This window comes from Brevinematia bacterium, assembly GCA_039630355.1.
In the GTDB taxonomy this organism is placed as follows: Bacteria; Spirochaetota; Brevinematia; order DTOW01; family DTOW01; genus SKYB106.
On record JBCNVF010000063.1, the window covers coordinates 20589 to 42169 of the forward strand.

General features: G+C 37.3%; 18 protein-coding genes. 10 read left to right on the forward strand and 8 right to left on the reverse strand.

What is annotated here, in order from left to right; translation table 11 throughout:
* Nucleotides 1–10: 10 nt before the first annotated feature.
* Entirely contained in the window at nt 11–721 is a 711-nt protein-coding gene (locus ABDH28_04790) for a WecB/TagA/CpsF family glycosyltransferase (protein ID MEN2998332.1), read from the forward strand.
* Nucleotides 712–1719: an S-methyl-5-thioribose-1-phosphate isomerase gene (gene mtnA, locus ABDH28_04795; GenBank protein MEN2998333.1), complete on the forward strand. Its 1008-nt coding sequence runs from the start codon at nt 712–714 to the stop codon at nt 1717–1719. Before ABDH28_04790 ends, mtnA begins: the two co-directional genes overlap by 10 nt.
* Nucleotides 1720–1878: 159 nt before the next feature.
* Here the strand turns inward: mtnA and ABDH28_04800 are convergent, their stop codons facing one another.
* Entirely contained in the window at nt 1879–3024 is a 1146-nt protein-coding gene (locus ABDH28_04800) for a M24 family metallopeptidase (GenBank protein ID MEN2998334.1), read from the reverse strand.
* A gap of 157 nt (nt 3025–3181) precedes the next feature.
* On the opposite strand from ABDH28_04800, the gene ABDH28_04805 reads away from it, so the two are divergent.
* The 4 genes from ABDH28_04805 to purQ all read left to right on the forward strand — a co-directional run bounded on the left by ABDH28_04805 (nt 3182) and on the right by purQ (nt 8813).
* Complete coding sequence (locus tag ABDH28_04805) at nt 3182–4153, forward strand: tetratricopeptide repeat protein (protein ID MEN2998335.1); 972 nt, start codon at nt 3182–3184, stop codon at nt 4151–4153.
* Complete coding sequence (locus tag ABDH28_04810; GenBank protein MEN2998336.1) at nt 4144–6870, forward strand: GreA/GreB family elongation factor; 2727 nt, start codon at nt 4144–4146, stop codon at nt 6868–6870. Before ABDH28_04805 ends, ABDH28_04810 begins: the two co-directional genes overlap by 10 nt.
* Nucleotides 6870–8060, forward strand: coding sequence for an ATP-binding protein (locus ABDH28_04815; protein MEN2998337.1), 1191 nt, complete (start codon nt 6870–6872; stop codon nt 8058–8060). The genes ABDH28_04810 and ABDH28_04815 overlap by 1 nt, the downstream gene beginning before the upstream one ends.
* A gap of 63 nt (nt 8061–8123) precedes the next feature.
* Complete coding sequence (gene purQ / locus ABDH28_04820; GenBank protein MEN2998338.1) at nt 8124–8813, forward strand: phosphoribosylformylglycinamidine synthase I; 690 nt, start codon at nt 8124–8126, stop codon at nt 8811–8813.
* A gap of 35 nt (nt 8814–8848) precedes the next feature.
* Here purQ and ABDH28_04825 read toward each other — a convergent pair whose 3' ends face one another.
* The gene (locus ABDH28_04825) at nt 8849–9754 is read right to left on the reverse strand and encodes a tyrosine-type recombinase/integrase (GenBank protein MEN2998339.1); all 906 of its coding nucleotides are present in this window, start codon (nt 9752–9754) and stop codon (nt 8849–8851) included.
* A 225-nt stretch (nt 9755–9979) separates the two neighbouring features.
* Between ABDH28_04825 and ABDH28_04830 the strand changes: the two genes are divergently transcribed.
* Nucleotides 9980–11113 (forward strand): N-acetyltransferase, encoded by a 1134-nt coding sequence (locus tag ABDH28_04830; GenBank protein ID MEN2998340.1) that lies wholly within the window; start codon nt 9980–9982, stop codon nt 11111–11113.
* Here the strand turns inward: ABDH28_04830 and ABDH28_04835 are convergent.
* Genes ABDH28_04835 through ABDH28_04845 form a run of 3 tightly spaced genes read right to left on the reverse strand, consistent with a single transcriptional unit; the run spans nt 11110 to nt 13254 of the window.
* Nucleotides 11110–11994, reverse strand: coding sequence for a hypothetical protein (locus ABDH28_04835; GenBank protein ID MEN2998341.1), 885 nt, complete (start codon nt 11992–11994; stop codon nt 11110–11112). The genes ABDH28_04830 and ABDH28_04835 overlap by 4 nt on opposite strands.
* The gene (locus ABDH28_04840; GenBank protein MEN2998342.1) at nt 11966–12736 is read right to left on the reverse strand and encodes a hypothetical protein; all 771 of its coding nucleotides are present in this window, start codon (nt 12734–12736) and stop codon (nt 11966–11968) included. Before ABDH28_04840 ends, ABDH28_04835 begins: the two co-directional genes overlap by 29 nt.
* Nucleotides 12733–13254, reverse strand: a complete 522-nt coding sequence (locus ABDH28_04845) for a sigma-70 family RNA polymerase sigma factor (GenBank protein MEN2998343.1) — start codon at nt 13252–13254, stop codon at nt 12733–12735. The genes ABDH28_04840 and ABDH28_04845 overlap by 4 nt, the downstream gene beginning before the upstream one ends.
* A gap of 376 nt (nt 13255–13630) precedes the next feature.
* On the opposite strand from ABDH28_04845, the gene nadB reads away from it, so the two are divergent.
* Entirely contained in the window at nt 13631–15199 is a 1569-nt protein-coding gene (gene nadB, locus ABDH28_04850) for an L-aspartate oxidase (protein MEN2998344.1), read from the forward strand.
* Nucleotides 15200–15213: 14 nt separating this feature from the next.
* Here the strand turns inward: nadB and mutS are convergent, their stop codons facing one another.
* Complete coding sequence (gene mutS / locus ABDH28_04855) at nt 15214–17868, reverse strand: DNA mismatch repair protein MutS (protein ID MEN2998345.1); 2655 nt, start codon at nt 17866–17868, stop codon at nt 15214–15216.
* 213 nt (nt 17869–18081) lie between these two features.
* Here mutS and ABDH28_04860 point away from each other — a divergent pair, with 213 nt between their 5' ends.
* Nucleotides 18082–18423: an STAS domain-containing protein gene (locus ABDH28_04860; protein ID MEN2998346.1), complete on the forward strand. Its 342-nt coding sequence runs from the start codon at nt 18082–18084 to the stop codon at nt 18421–18423.
* Complete coding sequence (locus ABDH28_04865) at nt 18423–19046, forward strand: phosphatase PAP2 family protein (GenBank protein MEN2998347.1); 624 nt, start codon at nt 18423–18425, stop codon at nt 19044–19046. The genes ABDH28_04860 and ABDH28_04865 overlap by 1 nt, the downstream gene beginning before the upstream one ends.
* On the opposite strand, the gene flgF is transcribed toward ABDH28_04865, so the two are convergent.
* Nucleotides 18979–19839: a flagellar basal-body rod protein FlgF gene (gene flgF / locus ABDH28_04870; protein MEN2998348.1), complete on the reverse strand. Its 861-nt coding sequence runs from the start codon at nt 19837–19839 to the stop codon at nt 18979–18981. The two genes, ABDH28_04865 and flgF, sit on opposite strands and share 68 nt — an antisense overlap.
* A 303-nt stretch (nt 19840–20142) precedes the next feature.
* Nucleotides 20143–21213 carry a DUF4912 domain-containing protein gene (locus ABDH28_04875; GenBank protein MEN2998349.1) on the reverse strand — a complete coding sequence of 357 codons (1071 nt, stop codon included), beginning with the start codon at nt 21211–21213 and terminating at the stop codon, nt 20143–20145.
* Nucleotides 21214–21581 lie beyond the last annotated feature (368 nt).

Sequence of the window (21581 nt, forward strand, 5' to 3'; positions counted from 1 at the left end):
GTTAGGAAATATGAAAAAAACGAACTTTTGGAGTGCAGACATAAGATTCCTATCGGAAGAGGAAATATCAGAGAAAGTTTTTAAAAACCTACTTACTAAAGAGAAATTCTCTATCCTCTTTCTAGAACCTAACACAATGTATCATCTTCTTTTTGATAGAGAATTTCAAAATGCTCTACTTCCTCACACTATTTTTGTTCCATCCTCAAAGTTTATTGCATCGCTTGTTGGTAATCTCAAAGAGTCCAACAATGTTACGTATGTCAAGGAGTCCTCTGCTATTTTTAGGTCACTCAGGCATATCTCGGATTACCACTACCGAATACTTCTTATAGACAGCTCAGACAAGATCGTATCAAGATTTAAAAAGAATATTAATTCCTCAATTCGTGGTTCTTCGCTAAACATCATTGGTATCCACAATATATACACCAAGAAGCATAAGAACCAAAAAATTGAAACAATCAGGAAAATTGAACCCGATATAGCCATAGTTGGAGATAATGTAATCAAGTTCATCAAACTTATTCACAAAGATAGAGAGCTCCTAAAGAATTCTTCTCTCATATTTTCCAATAGTGGTGTTAAAATCATAGCAGGAAGCTTCGGAATTAAAACGATCTTTAGCAAAGCGAAAAGATTTCTTGAATCAGTGATGATATTCCTCTGGTTTCTTAAGGAAAGAATTCTTATCACCTTACGAGGCAAAAAATGGAAGTGATAGATTACCGAAGAGGTGTCCTAAGAATACTTGACCAAAGGTTACTACCTGAGAGAGAAATCTACCTAGAGTGTAGGACCATTGAAGAAGTAGTCTCTGCTATAAAGAGTCTAGCAGTGAGAGGAGCGCCACTCATATCAATCTCTGCTGCTTATGGAGTATGCATAGGACTTTTTCAGTATAAAACACTAGAGAAGCTTGACTACATACTATTCTCGCTGAGAAACTCCAGACCCACAGCTTACAATATCTTCACAATCCTTGATAGGATTGAGAATAGGATAAGAACTCTCAATACCAACGATTACGAGAAGGCGCTTGAATTAGCTGAAGCTGAAGCAATAGCTATCCACAACGAAGATAGAAACCTATGCAATAAAATTGCAAAAAATGGTCAAAAGGTAATACCAAACAATGCTAATGTAGTAACAATATGTAATACTGGCATGCTTGCAACTGGTGGTATAGGCACAGCACTAGGAGTAATATATGAAGGGTTTCAAGATGGAAAAATAAAGCACGTCTTTGTCTTAGAAACTCGTCCACTTTTACAGGGAGCAAGACTAACCGCCTACGAACTTGCAAAAAACAAAATCCCAGTTACCCTTATAACCGATAACATGCTGTCATTTCTATTTTCAAGAAGCAAAATAGACCTAGCAATAGTCGGTGCAGACAGGATAGTCAAAAATGGAGACACTGCAAACAAAATAGGAACACTCAACCTAGCAATAGTGTGTAAGTATTTCGGAGTGCCATTTTACGTCGCTGCACCATACACAACAATAGACCTCAGCCTAGAAGATGGATCGCAGATACCAATAGAGGAGAGGGATCCCAACGAGGTAAGATTCTTCCGAAACCAACTTATTGCTCCTCCGGAAGTAGAAGTTTGGAATCCTGCTTTTGATATTACACCAGCAAGCCTTATCACTGGAATAATAACTGATAGAGGTATCTTCAAACCTAATGAGATCTTTGCACTAAAAATTCAATAAAGCTTAATTTCAACAGTGTCACTTTACACCAAGCTTCAAGATTTTATTGAGAGGACATCACCTCCGGTCCCGAAAGAGACTGTGGCAAGGGAAGTAAAGGGAAAAACATACCTAGTTGTTAAATCTTGGAATTTATTGCTGAAAATTTAACAGATCTGACTATAAGGTTATAAGCTCGGTTCCTAGTTTCGTCAAAGTTTCACAGGAATTCTTCCTTATCAAGACCATATTTTCTGTCCTTATTCCAAACTCGCCAGGAATGTAAATACCAGGCTCTATGGTTATTACCATCCCTTCCTTCAACTCTTGAGAATTGTCCTTACTGATAAAAGGAAATTCATGTACCTCTAACCCTACACTGTGCCCCGTTGAGTGTGTAAAGTGTTCTCCAAATCCATAGCGCTCTATAACGCTTCTAACTTTATTATCAAGGTCCTTTGCCAGAACACCTTCTTTTGCAAAAGATATACCTTCACTAAGAGCCTCAAGCACCACATTGTAAGCATCTTTAAACTTTTGAGGAGGAGTTCCCAAAAATACTGTCCTGGTCATATCTGTACAATACCTGTCCTTCTTTATACCAAAGTCTATCACTATGGGTTCATTGTTTGATACTACTTTTGAAGAAGCTCTAGCATGTGGCAAAGAGGATCTAGTTCCAGAAGCAACTATAGTTGGAAAAGCCATCTCTTCAGCTCCCTTAGACTTTAGATAGTATTCTAGCTCTGCACATATCTGAGCTTCAGTCACCCCAGGCTTTATGAACCTGAGAATGTATAAAAACCCCTCATCGGATAAAAGATGGTTGTCTTTGATTATTTCAATCTCCCCCTCTTCCTTCACCATCCTAACTTTGTGAGTCAAATATTCCTTAAAATACACCTTTATATTCCCCACAGCAAAGTGATCCTCCCTAAGAGAAAGAAGTTTTTTATTCAACCCCAGAAGTTTCTTTTCCTTAGCTAACTCTATCACAGATATAAACTCGTTTAGCTTAGTATCCGTTGAAGAGATAAAAATCTCACCTATCTCTAAACTTGTGAGTATCTCTATTATCCTAGAAGGTATCTCCTTCTTATCAGTTATATGCACATCAAATATAGAGCTATCAACCTCCTTTAAAACATTCTCCTGAAACATTTTAGTAGTTATTATGTAAGACTTAGGTTGTGAAATAATGACAGAGCCACAATCACCAGTGAAGCGGGAAAAATAAAAAAGATCTTCGCACTTGGAGGTTATAAACGGATTACCTGCAGTGCTGATCAAAAGTTTGTCAATTCTGGATCTAATTACAGACCTCATTTTACTTCACCAAAGGGTATTGCAGAAATTATAAACCCTCTAAGTCCCCTTTAGCAAGTAGAAAGCTTTGATCACTCATATTCCTTTCTCTTGCAGTCTACTTTGCAAACCAAGTAAGCACTATACTCAAATTTCGCTATTTAGAAAAATTCCAAAGATGTTGTATATAATTGTTTCAGAGATGAACAAAATAAGCGCCTACAGTTTAATAAAAGCAGGAAAGATAACAGAAGCATTGAGATTCTTTGAAGACACACTCAGAAAAGGTGTAGACGAAGAGTCAGAGTGCGGTATAAAGATAGTAAAGTATATTCTCTCAAAAATCAAAAGGATAAGAGAGATGGGTGATCCTCACAAAATCGGAGATATGTTGATAATTGAATGGAAGAACCTACAGCAGTGGATTAACACAAATAACTGTAGCAGGTTTTCCGACCTTGTTGAATCTATGAAGTACTACATTTTTTTACTTGCGTTGAAATATTACCAATCAATAGTTGATAATATAAATGCGAACAACAGTGGTAACGTTATAGATATTGATCTGATGGTGAAGGTCAGTAAATGCTACAGGGAGATAGGGGAAGTTGTCAGATGTATTGACATATTGGAAGATGTTAGGGAATACAGACCTTACGACTCAGGAGTTCTAGCTAATCTTGCGGACGCTTACTTTGAGATCGGTGAGATAGACACTTCAAAGCTTCTCTTTAGAGAATCTTTTTTCTGGAATCCTCAGGAGGTGGAGATATTTGAGATGAAGTCTATGATAATAAAAGGGCTTATAAAAATAGTGGTAAGCAATGGCTATAGGGCAGAAGAGATAAACGAGTGGATACCCATCTACGGAGTAATAGAAAACCTATTTGACGTAAGAAGAGAACTATCTCAAGAGGAAGTAAACTTGATTTTAGAGAGAGTTAAGACAATGGAAAGAGAATACGAGAGCAATAGAAGGTGGAGAAACATCCTTGAGCCTAGACTCATCAATAGCTACATATGGCTTATAGATTACTACTCTTTGCAGATTGAGGACTACGCTCTTGCAAAGGAAGTTGGCAAAATTCTGCAGAAATTCTCTCCAAACATATATAACAAACTAAAGTTGGGGGTATATAAATGGCTTTGACTAACACTAATGTTGAGTATAATGAAGAAATGATCAAACTTCTTAACGAAGAAAGACTATCAAAGCATTCTCTTGATGACTACTCTAGAAAAGACTTTGTCAAAATTGAGAGCATAGTTGATCAGGTAATACTGGCAGGAAAGGAAAAGGATCTTCAATTTCTATGTGAAGAGCATCTTAAAGAAAATCCTAACAGCATATTTGCTCTTTACACTGTAGGCTTGATACTACTGAAAAAAGGTTCAATTGATACCTACTATATGCCTGAGATCTTACTAAGGTTTAGCGAGCACAAAAAACTCTCAATGTCAGTATTCGTTGCTGAGAAGATTCTTTCCTACAGAGAGGAGAAGTATGCGCTAAAGCTTCTAGAAGAGTATTACAAATCTGAAAACCGAAAAGATGAGCTTGTTGACATAAAAGAAAGGCTAGTTAAGGTAGACTCAAAAGATGCTTACACACCCAAATCTCTTGCTGAGTATTATGAGGATGAAGGAAATATCGTCAAGGCTGTGTATTACTACAAACTCTCTCTGGAAAGGTTTATAAACTCAAAAAACTCCACTTCTGCCCTAGCAGTGTTTGAGAAGCTTCTGTCCCTACACCAAGGACTTGATGTAAAGTACGTTCTTAACGTATCTCTCAGACTTCTGGATCTAGTATCACATGAAAAGATAGGAAGGTTACTACACAAGTTTGCAATGCATTTTAAAAAGAAGGAAATGTACGAACATGCGCTGGAGGTGCTGAAGTTTATTGTCTCTAAGTGCATGCCAAACGACGCAGGAGTAAGAAATGACCTTAGAGAAGTCTATAAGTCCCTATACCCTACCCACTCACTACTACCAAAGTATTGGAACGAATTTATGGAATTTATAAAGCGTAAACTTCACTCACATGTCAGAATCAGTTCCAGCGAAATTCTAGACAAATTAGGAGAGTTTGAGAAAAAGCTAAAGTTTGATATAGGTGTGTATGTATACCACAAAACCTTTGGCGTTGGAATAGTATCTGATGTTCAAGATGAATGGGTTGTAATTGACTTCGCTAAAAAGAAACAGCACAAGATGGCTAGCAATATAGCGTTTTACTCACTTGACTTTCTCTCGCAAGATGACATAAGGGTATGGAAGGAATATAGAAAAGATGAGCTAACAAAGCTTATAGAAAGCAATTCACCAGACGTAATAAAAAGCGTCCTAATCTCCCTTGGTGGGAAAGGTAATGTCAAGGAGATAAAGGAAGTCCTTAAAGAGTTTATGTCCGATAAGGAGGTTGACGATTTCTGGAATAAGGTTAGGCACTCTCTAGGTCAGGTTAATGTAGTTGTATCGCCCGAAAGTAAGAATACCTATATTTACATAAGTGGCAAAAAACTTGAGGAAAACATAAGAGAAGAACTTGAGAGCTTACCAACACTTGAGGAAAAGATGAAGTTTATTTACAACTTCTTACAGCAGGTTGACAGTTTGGATGGGCCACAAGCTCTGCCTATCGTTGAATTCCTAACTAGCATAGTAAAAAGCTCAAGTGTCAAGACTGAAATAGTTGAAGCTGGTATCATCCTAATGCTTAAGTATAGAGACTTAGCGCAAGAGATCAAGGAAAAGGTCCTTGAAACTGTCAGAGGCATGAAGGAAGAGGAAATAATAGAATTTGTTAAATCGGTAGAGTTTGCTGAAGTAAGAAAGCATCTGCTTAATATTGTCAAAGGAATGTTTGATAATTGGTCGGAGATTTTTACTAAAATCCTACTCTCAGTTGATACCATAAGACTGAACAACTACATTTTATCCGAGCTTGTAAGTTATGACAAAATGGATGCAATCAAAACCGTGGTTACAAATATAATTGATTCAGTAAGTAGTCCCACCGGAAACAGGTTTAAAGCATATCTGAAGTTCATGTGGCTTGCAAAGATGATATTTCAGAGAGAATATGAGGATGTTTTTAGAAGTGTTGGGATCAACAAAGTTAGCATCCTTCTCAGTATTGCAAACATTCTCTCATCAATCCAATACAGTTTTGAGGAGAGAGGAGAAAAAGGAGTATCTAAGAGAATATACTCTCTTGCTAGAGAAGTCTTTAACAACTACCAAGAAATAGAGAAAGTTGTTCTTGAATCAGGCAAAGACACCTCATTCGTTCTACTTTCCCAAATCCAAGAGTTTGATCTTCTTGAGGTAAAGGAACTCTCCACCTTAAGGCAAAAGCTTTACTACAAGTATCCAGACCTTAAAGATATGGAGGATACCAGAGACAGAAGGAGTGCATTCATGATAACAAGAGCAACCTATGAGAAGATAAGAGAGGAGTATAATAGAATACTTAACGAAGAATTACCAAAAGTCTCAAAAACGATTGCTTCCTCTCCAACTCCAGAACTTCTTGAGAGAGAAGAGGAGCTAAAAGCAATAGCTGAGCAAATGGCAAAAGAACTTCTGGAGTTTAAAGTTATAAACCCTGACGCAGTTTCCAGAAATTACGTTGATGTAGGAACAAAAGTAGTGCTTAAATCCAAGAAAACAAGCGAAGAATTCATATACCACATTCTGGGAGACAAAGACGCAGACCCATCAAAGAACATAATCTCCTACAGATCTCCTATGGGTGTTAAGCTGATTGATAAGGAAGTTGGAGAAACTGTGGTTCTAAACATCAGAGGGCAAGATGAAGACTTTGAAATAAGATCTATCTCTCTCTCCGAATACGTTTAATGAAAGAAGACTCTCTGTCTCAAATAATAAAGCATACAATTGAAAAAATAGGAAAAATCCCCCAGACTACCCTAGTCAAACTCCTTGAAGAACTCTGGGAAGAGAGAGAAAGGTTCCTGACTATTCTCAACTTTTCCCTAAGAAGAGCAGTCTTCGTGGTAAGTTCTCTAAAGGAGATAATCTTTTTCAATGACTTTTGTATAAAGCTTGGTATTTTAGAAGGCACAGAAGGAAACTGGATTTTTGAAGAAAACTTTGGAGAACACATCAGCAGAACTCTAGAGAACATGATCAAAGAGAAAATCAGTTTCTACTCTGTAAGCGTAAAACTAAACTCCAAGTGGGATCTTGGAGAAAGTGTCTTGAAGGAAAGAACCCTTAAGATAGAATGCTCTACAAAAAACTTTGAAGTTTTTTACTTTGTCGTAAGTGACATAACTGAAGAAACTATAGCAAACCTTGACAAGATTCAGGAAGAATCTCTGACCTCACTTTCTAATGTTGCATCAAGCATAGCACATGAAATAAAAAACCCTCTCTCTGCAATGTATCTTCATGCTAAAGTGCTTAGAAAAATTCTTGAAAAGAAAACATTTAACAGAGAATATGCACTGAGGGAGATAGATGTAATCCTTTCGGAGATAGATAGACTTAACAATGTAGTAAACGAGATGATGTTCTCTCTTAGACCCTATAAATTTGCGGAGAAATATGAAAACATAAACTCAATAGTAAACGAAGTGGTTGAGTTCTTTTTGCCCGAGTTTAGAGAAAGAGGGATAATTATAGAAGTAATGCTAGACGAATTCCTTCCAATGGTTTTGTGTGACAAGAACCTTATAAAGCAAGCACTAGTTAACCTCATTAAGAACTCAATAGAGGCTGTGAAGGACGGAGAGGGGGTTATAGAGATAAGGACCTATTTTATCAGCAAATTTGACGGGGATTTTGTTGTCATTGAGATAAAAGACAACGGTTATGGAATACCAGAAGAGGTAAAACAAAGAATATTTGAGCCTTTTTTCACAACAAAAGAGAGTGGTCTGGGTATCGGATTAAGTATAGTATACAAGATCATAAAGCTTCATAAAGGCAATATTGACTTCTCATCTAGACGTGGTGAGACTGTCTTTAGAGTTTCTTTACCAGTTGCCATGAGAACCAAAGAGCTAAGGTACGACAGAAGGTAAATGCTCAACCTAAAGCAAATCCTTTTTTCCAAAACAGAAGGGTAATCATTTAGAATTTTAAATATGATAAGAAATACCGTGGGGGTTATAGTTTTTCCTGGGGCAAACTGTGATGCTGATACTCTATACGCTCTAAGCAATATTTTGGGAGTAAAGGCAAGGTATGTATGGCATTCCGAGACTGATCTATCTGATTTAAGAGCAGTAGTGCTTCCTGGCGGATTCTCTTACGGAGACTACCTTAGGGCAGGAGGACTTGCCAGATTCTCTCCGGTAATGAGAGAGGTAAAAAACCTTGCGGAAAAAGGATACCCTGTTCTAGGAATATGCAACGGCTTTCAGATATTAGTTGAAGCTGGACTTTTACCCGGAGCTTTTCTAAAAAACAAAACCCTGAGGTTTGTATGCAAGTTTCAGCACATAAAGGTGGTAAACAATAGAAGCATCTTTACGAGAAAGTATAAAAACGGTCAGATACTCACCATGCCTATAGCTCACGGGGAAGGGAATTACTATCTTACGGATGATCAGCTTAAAGAAGCCCTAGATAACGAACAGATCCTATTTCAATACTGTGACAAATTTGGCATAGTAAATGAGGAGAGTAACCCAAATGGTTCAACCTACAGTATAGCAGGAATCCTAAACAAAACAAAGAACGTTCTAGGTATGATGCCACACCCAGAAAGAGCTTCCGAAATCTCCCTAGGGTCAGTGGATGGCAAAGCAATACTTGAAGGGCTGATTTCTTAGCAAAGCCTTCAACCAACACATACTAAAGTTCACACTCAGGCGTGCGGGTGAGCATTAGTGTAGACCTCTTTCAGTCTCTTAAGAGAAGTGTGAACATATCTCTGGGTGGTGGCTATTGACGAATGTCCTAGTATCTCTTGTATCACTCTTATGTCGTTTCCATCGTTAAGCAAATGTGTAGCAAAAGTATGCCTTAACCCATGAGGTCCTAACTTTTCACCAACTAGCGACGTATACTTATAAACCAAATTCCTTATCTGTCTAATGCTCAAACCTCCATTTCTGGAATTACCAACAAAAAACAGCTCCGTTTTCTTAACCTTAATCTCATCCCTTATAGAAAGATACAATTTTAGCTTTTCCTTGAGAACAGGATGCATCGGCACTAATCTTCTTTTTCCACCCTTGCCCTTAACAATAATCACATCGCTTGTAAAGTTGACATCACTAAGAGTAAGATTGGTAACCTCTGAAACCCTAAGTCCCGTAAGATAAAGACAAAATACTACTGCAATATCACGGATAGCCTTAACTCTCCTTTCTACCTCAAAGCTTTTATAAACACTGTCCTCAAGATTACTAAGAAGAGATAATACCTCATCTTCATCTAGAAACTTTGGTAGTTCGGACGGCAGTTTAGGATACACTATATATTTTCCAAAGTTCTTTGAGACGAGCCCATTTTTGTACAAAAACCTTGAGAAGGATCTTACCGAAGATAAAAGCCTTCTTAGAGAACTTGGTTTAAGCTTCCTTGTAGAGTTTATGTAAAGAGAAAACTCCCTCATAACTTTAGGATTGACCTCCTCCAACGAAATTCCCTTACTTTCAATAAACTCAAGGAAATACCCAATGTCTCTAGAATAACTTTCAATAGTAAGCTCAGAGTAGCTTCTATTGAGCCTAAGGTATTCCAAAAAGCTGTCTAAAAGCTCATACATACTCTATCATTATCGTCAACCTAAGAGCCAAAACGCAAAAAAACAAAACTAAGTTTCCTAGGTGTTCGTTGAGAGAAGTGTCTACCCAGCCCCGACAGAGACTGTGAAAAGAATAAAAGAAAAACCATACCTATTGTTAAATTTTAGACTTCATTGGAGAATGAGTCAAAAAATTGTTTTTTCGCTAACATTCTGAATAAAATATCACCGTTAGTGAGGTAACCTATGGTAGAGGTAAGAGTTTGCAAAAACCCCAATGAGTTTATAAAGGTTGCTTTCTATGTTCAAGGTAATAATCCTAATTGGACTCCTCCACTGATCATGGATATAAGAAAAAAGCTTGACAGAAGAAGGTCATCTTTTCTTAAGCACAACGAAGCAGAATTTTTTATAGCCTATAAGAACGGTAAACCTGTTGGCAGGATCTCAGCTATAAAAAACAACATTCACAATGAAAGATACAAAAAGAAAGATGGCTTTTTTGGCTTTTTCGAGAGTATAGATGATCAAGAAGTTGCAAACGCTCTTTTTGACAAAGCTATTGAGTGGTTAAAAAGCAAAGGACTAGACACAGTATATGGTCCCGCAAATTACTCAACGAATGATGAGTGGGGACTACTGGTTGAAGGATTTGATAGCCCTTCGTTTGTAATGATGCCTTACAATCCCGAATACTACAAGCACCTTATTGAGAATTATGGCTTCAAGAAAGCTAAGGACCTTTATGCATGGTATTACGACCCTACTTTGCCGATAGATGAAAAACTTCTAAACCTAGCAGAAAAAATCCTAAAAAGGGGCAATTTCAGAGTAAGATACGCAAACTTAAAAGACATTCATAATGAAGTAGAGAGGATAGTGGAGATATACCATGATAGTTGGTCTGAGAATTATATGTTCATTCCCGTTACTGAGGAAGAGAAGAAGGAGATAGGCGAGTTTCTTGGCTCAATAGCATATCCAGACATGGTGGTGATAATTGAGAATGACAAAGGTGAGGCTGTAGCATTTTCTGTAGCAGTGCATAACCTAAACGAAGTGTTAATAAAATATAGAACCTCAAATCTCTTCTTGCTCAATATTCAGCAGATGCTAGCTTTGGCATATAGGCTCTACATTAAACCCAAAAACAAGTTTGAAACAGGTAGATTACTGTTAGCAGGCGTTAAAAAGGATTACAGAAGATTAGGACTGGACCTAATACTCTATATCCAGACATACCAAAACGCAACCAAAAGAGGATACAAGTATGGAGAGCTATCTTGGACTCTGGAGGATAACAGACTCATCAACGAAGGAATTGAAAAAATGGGAGGAAGGATCCACAAAATATACAGAGTATATTCTAAGGAGATCTAAAAACTTGCTCCTAATCCCAAACCAACTACAGTATTACTACTACCTACAAACATTACTTCTACCGGGAGTAGTAGTTGGAAATACTGAGTATCTATCAAGATTTCTAAACCGCTTGCAAGGAAATAAGAGCTCCGCAAGGCAAAAAAGCCACCCATTCCTAACTTTAGTTCTAACCAACCAAACGGTTCATAACTAATCCCGTATCCACCCACGAAACCCAACCAAGCTCTACCTAAGTAAAAGGTAAAATTACCTCTGTTGAACAATCTAGCCCTTACTCCAGAAATAAACATAGGATAGAAATTCAAAAAATCATAACACAAACCTATACTCAAAAGAAATCTGACTTTCCTATCTACCTCACTTTCGGATGTAACATTATTGACTGAAACATTGGTAATACTGTTTGTGAAATAGTTTGTTACAAAGTTAGTGAAGCCAACAAAGTTAGTTATAACTTTCAAAACTTCGTTAGTTATTGATACATAATTTGTGATAAACACAATACTTTGGTCTGGAATTAAAGTTTTAAGACGCACTTCCTTTACTTGAGATCTTCTAACAATATGCTCCCCAAAGGCAGTTTTCACTATTATTCCTTCTTTCGTCTCACCTACTTCCACTCCCTTAACCCTTTTACCGTTTAATTGAACTTCAACAACTTTATCAGATACAAACTCTATCACACCTACTTGCTTTTCATCTATACTCACAGTCCTACCATCCTCCGTTCTAAAAACTAAAGTATTACTCTCCTTTGATAGTACCTTTCCCTTCAAAACCTCATCATTCTTAAGAATTATGACATCACAAATCCCTTGTAAATTTGCAAAAAAACTTACGAAAAGGAAACTAGTAAGAGTACTTAATCTTCTCAACATCCTTTTTGTAAAACTCCCTTATTCCCCCATCTGTCTCAAAAATTATAACATCTTCCTTTATTCCTATCAAGTTCCCCTCTATTTCTCTACCATCCTTAAGGAAGATTACATTTCTATACTTCTTGCCAAAAGCCACTGGCTTAATTTCCCTACCATCTACAAATAACTTTCCTCCACTTATTGTTGCCTTCACCTGCGCTGTTTGGAATCTATACTCTTGGTTACCAATTACTAGGACTACCCCACTCACACCAGAATCCGGAAAAACATAGACCCTACCTCTATCAATCTTAGGAAGATATACAAAAATTGTGTTACTTTCCTCCTTAAGCTTTACTCCCTCAACTTTGTGATGAGTCGCAATTTTCACAATATTGTTCCCTACAGAAAAAGAAGTAGTTTGAAAACTCATCTCCTCAGTTGTAAAGAAAAAGAATATTGAAAACATCACTATCACAAGAAAAGACAATGCAACACCTAAAGCATACTTTATCAGATTCACTCTGCTAAATTTTTCGGAAATAGTTACTCTATTCCCAATCTTACCAAGTGTTTTCATCTCTCTGAACTTTAACAAAACACTCTCTTTCACCTTTGAATCTATTATCCCAATTATACTATTATCTACCTGAATATTCACTGACTCATACAGCTTCCTACACTGCTCACAACTTCTTATATGCTCCATTCTTTTCTCATCAAGTTCTGACAATAACATTTCTTCCAAAGTCACATGCCTCATATATTCCCTCCTAACCCTAGTTTTGACTTTATCTCATTTATTGTTTTTTTCAAAATTCTCTTAATTGTCCTAGAACTACAACTTTCCATTTCGGCAATTTCTTCTATTTTGTATCCTTCCAACCTAAGAAGGAGAATTTCTTTCTCCCTATCTGGTAGAGAATCCACAATGCACATCATCTCTTCCTTCATGTTATCCCCATTAGACACACATCCACTGTTATAGGCTATTTCCTCAATAACTTTTCTCTCCCTTTTTTCTCTTCTTTTTCTGTCTCTAATTATATTCAAGGCTGTTTTAAAAATAAAGCTTTTGAAGCGACCCTTAGGTGAGTAAGTATTGATATTCTCTATAAACCTTACGAATGTCTCCTGAACTACATCAATAGACATATCCACATCCCTCGTATACTTATACACAAAGCTAATAAGTGACTTGCTATATTTGTTATATAACTCAGCGAACGCATTCTCGTCTCCGCAGACTATTCGGTATATCAACTCTGCTTCGTTTTCCATAGTTGATATGTTAAAAGAAGTCTAACTACCGTTTCATTCATCCAAATTCTTCCAATCCATATAATTTAACGGATTTAACCTAAAAATCGTGACAAAAAAAATAAATCTGCCTCCATAATAAAAAAATTAGGTCAATAAAGGCCAGAACTTACAACTAGGGGTAGTTTTTTCATTTTTTCGCAGTCTTTCTTGGGACTGGGTAAGTATCCTCTCAACAAAGGTTAGAAGCTAGATTTTGCTAACTTGAATTGCACTTTAGATGTATAAGCTAAGTAAAGCGTATTCTTCCTTTTATTTCTTATCGGTTTCCAGTGGAAGTTTATTGAAATTCCAGTAGACCATTTGTTAAATTTCTTACGAGAATGCGAACAAGGGTATGGATAGTTTTATAACCACTGATGTATTGGTGATTGGGCTAGGGATAGCTGGAGGCATCTGTGCTTACAAGCTTGGAAAGGAAGGTCTTGATGTAACTGTCTTGCTGAAGGAAACAACTGAGGACGATGGTAGCACGCATTATGCTCAGGGAGGAATAGTTTACCTTGGTGAAGATGACTCTCCGGAAAAACTCTACAATGACATAATTCGGGCAGGAGCAGAAGTAAATAATCCCGAGATTGTTAGGCTGGTGGCGTATGAAGGTCCTAGAGCTGTTAAGGAGATTCTAGTGGATGAAATTGGTGTTGAATTCGTTAAGGATGACAACGGAACATTTGAATTCACCGAGGAAGGGGCCCATTCTGCAAGAAGGATAATATTTTCTGGCGATAAAACTGGTAAGGCGATAATCTCTAAAATCATCTCTAAGCTCAACGAACTTAAAAATGTGAAGATCCTACAGAAACATTTGGCAATAGATCTAATAACTTGGCAGTTTCACTCTAGAGACAGGTTTAGGATGTATAAAGATAAAACTTGCTTAGGTGCCTATGTTCTAGATCTATCTACTGGAAAGGTTAAGAACATTTTGGCGAAGGTAACAGTTTTAGCAACAGGTGGAATGGGGAAGATATACCTACACAACACTAATCCAGAGACTGCAACTGGAGATGGGTATGCAATGGCTTACAGGATAGGAGCAGAGCTGATAAATATGGAGTATACACAATTTCATCCTACAACTCTCTACCATCCCCTGAAGAAGAACTTTCTCATATCCGAGTCTGTGCGAGGTGAGGGAGGAGTGATAGTAAACTCCAAGGGTGAAAGGTTTCTTCTCAAGTATGACCCAAGAGGTGAACTTGCACCTAGGGATATAGTAACAAGAGGGATAATATCAGAGCTGACGGAAAGCAAAGAAGAGTGTGTATTCCTTGATGCAAGCAAGATAGGAAGCAAAGACAAACTTAGAAAGAGATTCCCAACTATATTCTCTACTCTTGAAGAGGTTGGCATTGATATGTCAAAAGAGCTTATTCCGATAGTTCCTGCTTTCCACTTTCAATGCGGTGGAATCAAAACCGATAGTTTTGGCAAAACGAACATAAAAAGGCTTATGGCAATCGGAGAAGTTGCATGCACTGGATTACATGGTGCTAACAGACTTGCAAGCACTTCACTACTTGAAGGCGTATTTTTCGGATCCAGATGCACAAAATTTATTCTTGAAAACCTAAACAAAGACATGTTCAACGAGTTTCCCGATGTTATACCATGGACAGACACTGGCACAGAATATCCAGACCCAGTTCTTATAAAACAAGACTGGGACTACGCAAAAAACATCATGTGGAACTACGTAGGGCCTATAAGAACTAGAAATAGGCTAAAGAGGGCACTAACAGACCTCAAAAACCTACTTAACGACATTGAAGATTTCTATAAGGATGTGAAGATAAACAGAGACATAATTGAATTAAGAAATGGTGTACAGACAGGATTCATAGTAGCACTTTCCGCTTGGTCCAACAGAGAAAGTATAGGAACTCACTATAGAACAGACTAACCGAAAAATAAAGATCAACTCACCTTAGACTTAAGCTCTTCCAAAATCCTCAACGCTTCTACAGGCGTAATAGAATCAATATCTACCCTCCTAATATACTCAATCACCTCCTTTATCTTCTCGGGCATATCAAATACAAAAAGTGAAGGTTGAAGAATTCCAATATCCTCCTTCTTAATCTTCTCCCTAACGAACTTCTGGGATTTCTCAAGTTCAAGAAGAATCTCATTTGCCTTATCTACTATCTTCTCAGGAATTCCAGCAATCTTAGCAACAAATATTCCGTAACTTTTGTTAGCCACCCCCTTTACAACCTTCTTTAAAAAGACAACTTCGTCCTTATACTCTCTAACAGCCATTGTGAAGTTTTTTATTCCCCTTTTCTCATCATCGCCAAGTTTTGTAAGCTCATGATAGTGCGTAGCAAAAAGTGTTTTCCCATACTTATGAGGGTTATTAGCAATATAATCAATGACAGCCCAAGCTATTGACACACCATCAAAGGTTGAGGTTCCTCTACCTACTTCGTCCATAACTATAAGACTTCTGGGAGTAGCATTCCTAAGAATGTTTGCTACTTCTATCATCTCAACTAAAAATGTACTCTGACCCAGTGCAAGATAATCACTTGCTCCAATCCTCGTGAATATTTTGTCAATTATCCCTATCCTACACTCCTTCGCAGGCACGAAAGAACCAACATGAGCCATAATAGCGATAAGAGCATTTTGTCTAAGATAAGTAGATTTTCCAGCCATATTTGGACCTGTAAGAATTATTATCCTGCTATCTCTGTTATTCATGTTAGTATCATTTGGAACAAACTCACCCCTAGAAAGGTATCTCTCTACAACGGGATGTCTACCCATCCTAATAACAAATTCATCGCTATCTACAACCTCCGGTCTTGAATAATCATTCTCAACTGCTAAAAGCCCCAAACCAGAAAAAACATCAATCTCCCCAACAAAGTCCGAAACCTTCTTTAGCTCCCCATAATACTTTGAAAGTTCAGAAAGAACAAAGTTAAACAATTCTCTCTCAAGAACTACTACTCTCTCGGAGGCATACATAAACTTATACTCTAGTTCCTTAAGTTCGGTGGTCACGAATCTTTCCGCGTTTACCAGTGTCTGTTTTCTTTCATAGTCACTGGGAACCAAATGGAGATTAGCCTTAGAGACCTCTATGTAGAACCCTATGACCTTATTATAGCCAACCTTCAGTGACTGGATACCCGTTCTTGCCCTTTCCCTTTCCTGAATCCTCTCAATATACAGCTCAGAGCTACTCTTTATAGTTCTAAGTTCGTCAAGTTCTTTACTCACTCCTTCTCTTATGACTCCTCCTTCATCAAAACTATTTGGAGGATTGTCATTTATCGTCTTATCCACTAGAGTGTAGATCTCAGAGATACTTTCGGGAATCTCAATGCCAAACTTCTCCATATAATCTGCTATGAGCCCAATAATTTCGGAAAGCGCTCCAATGGAATTCTTTAGGTTAACTAACTCCTTCGGTGTTGCTCTCTTGAAAAAAATTCTATTACTTATCCTCTCAATATCCGCAATCTCGGAAAGTTTCTTCCTAAGTTCCTTGGTTCTAGAGTAATTGTTGAAAAAGTATTCAACTTTATCTAATCTAGTCCTAATGACATTAAGCTCAACTGAAGGATTAAGAAGCATCTTCCTAATGAGTCTTCCTCCCATCGGTGTTGTTGAGTTATCCAGAACCTCAAGAAGAGTATATTTCTTAGTGCCATCCAGTAAATTTGAAACTATCTCCAGATTTTTTATTGAAAATTCGTCTATCTCCATATACTTTCGGTTATCAATAAACGATATGCTTGATACACCTATATCCTCGGTAAGTTGAGTCTCCTCAAAGTATCTAAGTATCGCACCTATTACTGTTTTCTCATCTTCACCAAACGGAAAATCCATCTGTGCCTTACCACTGTGCTTATTGAATATCCTCACGCAGTCGGTCCTATCAAAAAACCACTCAGGGTAAGAGGTTATAGTAATCCATTTGAACTCAGAAAGCACAGAAGATATCAAAGAATTTGACAAAAGAGTGTTGCTAATAAGAACTTCCGAAGGCTTATATTTCGTCAACAACTCCCTAAGTTCCTTCTTAAGGAGGTATATTTCCTCCTCATCATGGATCTTATCAATATCTTCAGAAAGTTTTATTCTTTCAATGAGTATCTCACCGGTGGATATATCTCCAAACGCAGAGAACAAATTCTCCCCTATGCTTTGAATACTCATAAGGAAGTTGTTGGACCTACTCTCAAGAACATCAACATCTGTTATCGTTCCCGGAGTTATTATTTGCACAACTCCCCTTCTCACTATTCCTTTAGCCAGAGAAGCATCTTCAAGTTGTTCACAGATAGCCACCTTATACCCGCTTCTAACAAGCTTATATATGTAATTGCTAGCTGAGTGTGCAGGAAACCCACACATGGGTAACTCATTTCTAGAGGTAAGAACTATATTCAGAACCCTAGAAGCTTCGTAGGCATCATCCCCAAAAAGCTCATAAAAGTCACCAAGCCTAAACAGTAGAAGCTTATCCTTGTGCTTCTCCTTTATTGAGAAGTATTGACGAATCATCGGAGTTGAGACTTTTACCTCCTCAAAGAGTCTCTCTTCCTTCTGCATAAGATAAATTATAAAAATGCATAAGCCATGTTTTTTAGTTTAGAGAGAAAAACCTAACAAATTCCAAAACCTAGCATTAGGCGTGGCTTCCTTTTGTCTTTCCTTTAGAATCTTGCCAGTTATCAACCGAAACCGGAGTTTATTGTATTCTGAAGTCACTAAATTGAAAAAGTAGGTTTAGGTGCTTTACAATCTAAAAAAAGAGGTCATGTTATGTTTAAAGTTGAGAAAATAGGAGATGTAGTTGTAGTAAGGTTAGGAGGCAGAATAGATGTCCAATCAGCACTTGAACTAGAAAGACAGATAAATGAAATCTTAGGAATGAATGTAAACAAAATAGTCTTTGACTTCACAGATGTCCAACATCTTTCAAGTAGTGGAATAAGGGTACTGATCTCCTCTCTAAGGAGAACCACTGCCAACAAAGGTGGAATAAAACTTTCTAACGTTAGCCAATCTGTTAGAAAAATACTTAAGTTAGTTGAACTAGAAAACTTGTTCAATTTCTACAACTCTGTTGATGATGCTTTAAAAGCATTTGAAGAAAAAGTGTAATGCTTATTGAGAGATTGAAACTATTCTTTTCAAAGAAATTCTCTCTCGTTTCTAGATTTGATTTTTGGTTCATTTCCAAGGTTATAAAAATAAGATGTAGCTTTCTAACAATTTTCTTCAAGATCATTTCTACCTTATGTGACTGGTGGGTTCTTTTAATTATAACCATTGTTATCCTCCTTATAAACTCCGACCTAGGAGTGTTACTAGCTATATCGTTGATAATTCAAATTCTTTTACAGAAAACTGCAAAAAACATCGCAACCAGAAAAAGACCCTATATAAGATACAGAGAGGAAGTAAAGAGACTAATAGTTCCTCCAGATAGATACTCCTTTCCCTCAGGTCACACTGCAGGAGCCTTTGTTCTATTTTTCTCGGTAAACACCTTTTCTATTGAAATTTCAATTCCTATTTTAGTTTTCGCCATTCTTGTAGGATTTTCCAGAATCTACCTAGGAGTCCACTATCTCACAGATGTAATAACCGGAATTCTTTTAGGATTCATCTCAGTTGAGATTACAAAACTCTTTTACCAAGACATAGCTAAGCTGATTAAGCAGATAATCCCTTACCTACCTCATTTACAGCTCTCCCTAGAAGAGTATCATGTGTTTGTATAGTCTTAGAGTTTGCTTCATATGCTCTTTCTGCAGAAATCATTTTTACCATTTCCACTACCGGATTGACATTTGATGTTTCTAAAAAGCCCTGATGAACTTTCGGTCTTTTATCTTCTTCAATACTCTTCATCTCACCAGAGAGCTCAGTAGTGCTGTAATATGAATGCCCTTCCTTCTTAAGATACCTTGGAAAATCAACAGTAACAATCATAATTCTATCAACTACTTCCTGATCCTTGATATCACTTCGGTCTGTCGCAACAAAATCATCAAGAATCGCCGGATCGTGTGACATATCTATGAGTATATTACCCTGCTTGTCAACCTTGAAGTTACCAATTTTCACCCTTATATACCCATTCTCACCAAGCACCTTAAAACCTTCTTTCGTAACCAGATAGTTATCATTACTTATTTTGAAAGCTCCATTTCTAGTAAGCTTTAATCCTTCCGGTGTCTCAACTACAAAAAATCCTTCTCCCTCAAGCGCCAAATCAAAATGGTTCTCCGTCTGCCTCAAAGAACCTTGCTCAAATATAGTCTGTATCTCGTTTATTTCAACTCCTGTGCCGAATTTCCCCACTACTGGAGCTTTATCATACGAACCAAGTGGAAATGTTACAACACCGTTGTCATTCACCCTTCTTGCTAACATCTCCGGAAATGCCTTGAATAAAGAAATCTCTCTTTTGTATGAAGTAGTATTTATATTCGCAAGGTTGTTCGCAATAGTGTTTATGTTATCAAGTTGAGCTATCATTCCTGAAGCTCCAGTATATACCCCTCTTACCATTTTAACCCCCTATTTTAATTTTCGTAGCAGTAAATCTTTTCTTCAGATTTTACAAACTACTTCCCAAAACCTAAACCTCGGTCTCATTCCCCGGGTATGAATTCCTTTTGTTGTATTGATAAACGAAAGAGTAACTACAACAATAAGACACTAACGAGTAGATAGCAAAACAAATCCAGAGTATAAATCAACCCCCAAAGCATATCTCAACACTAAGACATACTCTCTAACTACCAAGGTTCTCAGAAAAATATGGTAAAGTCCAAATAACGCCTGAAGATTCTGTAGTTAGAATAGCAGATTTTATTTTTTTATATCCTCGTATCTCTCAGTTTTCTTTTCTACTATTGGTATTACTGATATAGTATGGGTTCCATCAGATGAGGTTCCAACTATTGGGATGTTTCTTATACCATCAGGCAGATACATCTTAAGGTAAAACTTACCATCTTTATCAAGCTTAATTTTCTCACCGAATATGGTTACTGTTGCATCTGGTTCAGTCTGACCGTATACTGTAAGTTCGGTATGCACCTCAAGCCAGAAACCTTTTTTCTGGGGTGGTCTTTCAGGTATAGCAAATGAACTCATAAACTCTGCTGATGATATATTAAACGGCATTTCTAAAGCTCTGATCATCATCCCAGAACCTACAACCTCGTGAAGCATTCCTAGACCTGAAGCCCTCAAGATGTCATCAGTAACTATCATCCACTCTTCGTCATAATAAGGAGAGACACTACCTCTAGGAACCCTTATTATATTGGACCTTGCTATAACTATAAAATTCCCATCAATCATTACACCTAAGTCTGCACAATAGCTTTTATCATATTCAGGAACGTTGATATACCAATTGTTCGTATAGTCGTTTACATAAACATCAAAGAAAGAATTTGCGTTAAGACCATTAAATATGCTTTCAACTCCTGTAATATCATAAACTCTGACTACCAACTGCTTGCCATGCTCTCCTCTAGGAAGAAGTCCCAGCTCTTCTCTTTTTTGGTGAGAAATTTCCCAATACACATGTGTCCAGTATGGATCTTGAACCAGAAATACTATTTTTGTCTCTCCATACTCATGAGGAAGCTCCCTTGAAGGTTCAACAATATATACGATTCCTGTTTCACGCTCATAAACTTGTGGCGATGAAACAACTGTCTCAATAGAACGCTCTATTTGCTCTAGTATTTTCTTCGTCTTGGATCTGCAAGAAGACCTCTCCTTACCCTTAGCTGAAACCTTTGCTTTCTCTCCCTTCTCTAAAAGGCTAACTATATCAGATTTCTTCATTTTAGAATTGACACTAAACCCTCTCTCCTTTGCAACCTTTAGTAGCTCTTCCTTAGTCATTGAAGAAAAATCTTTCATACCAAACCTCCATTTCGTATCAGTATATTAACAATTATAAAGAATACTTTGCGAATTTTCAACAAAAACCCCGAAGGGGCAATAAATTCCAAAATTTGAGAGTTATGTGGGTATGGTTAATACTTTAAGTGTCCATAAGCCCTTATTCTCATCCTCAATCCCATCAATCACCACAACCCTTTCGCTCCTTCAAATTCCTTACCCCTCCCTCACACCCCCAAGCAGACAGAATTATCTCATACCCGTTGAGGTTAGTAAAGAAAACAGGGAAACCAAAGAGTGTGATACACTAAGAACATCCATCTCATACCCCTGAACTATATTATGAATCTCCACACAAAAAATGTTAGACTTAAGTGATTTACTAC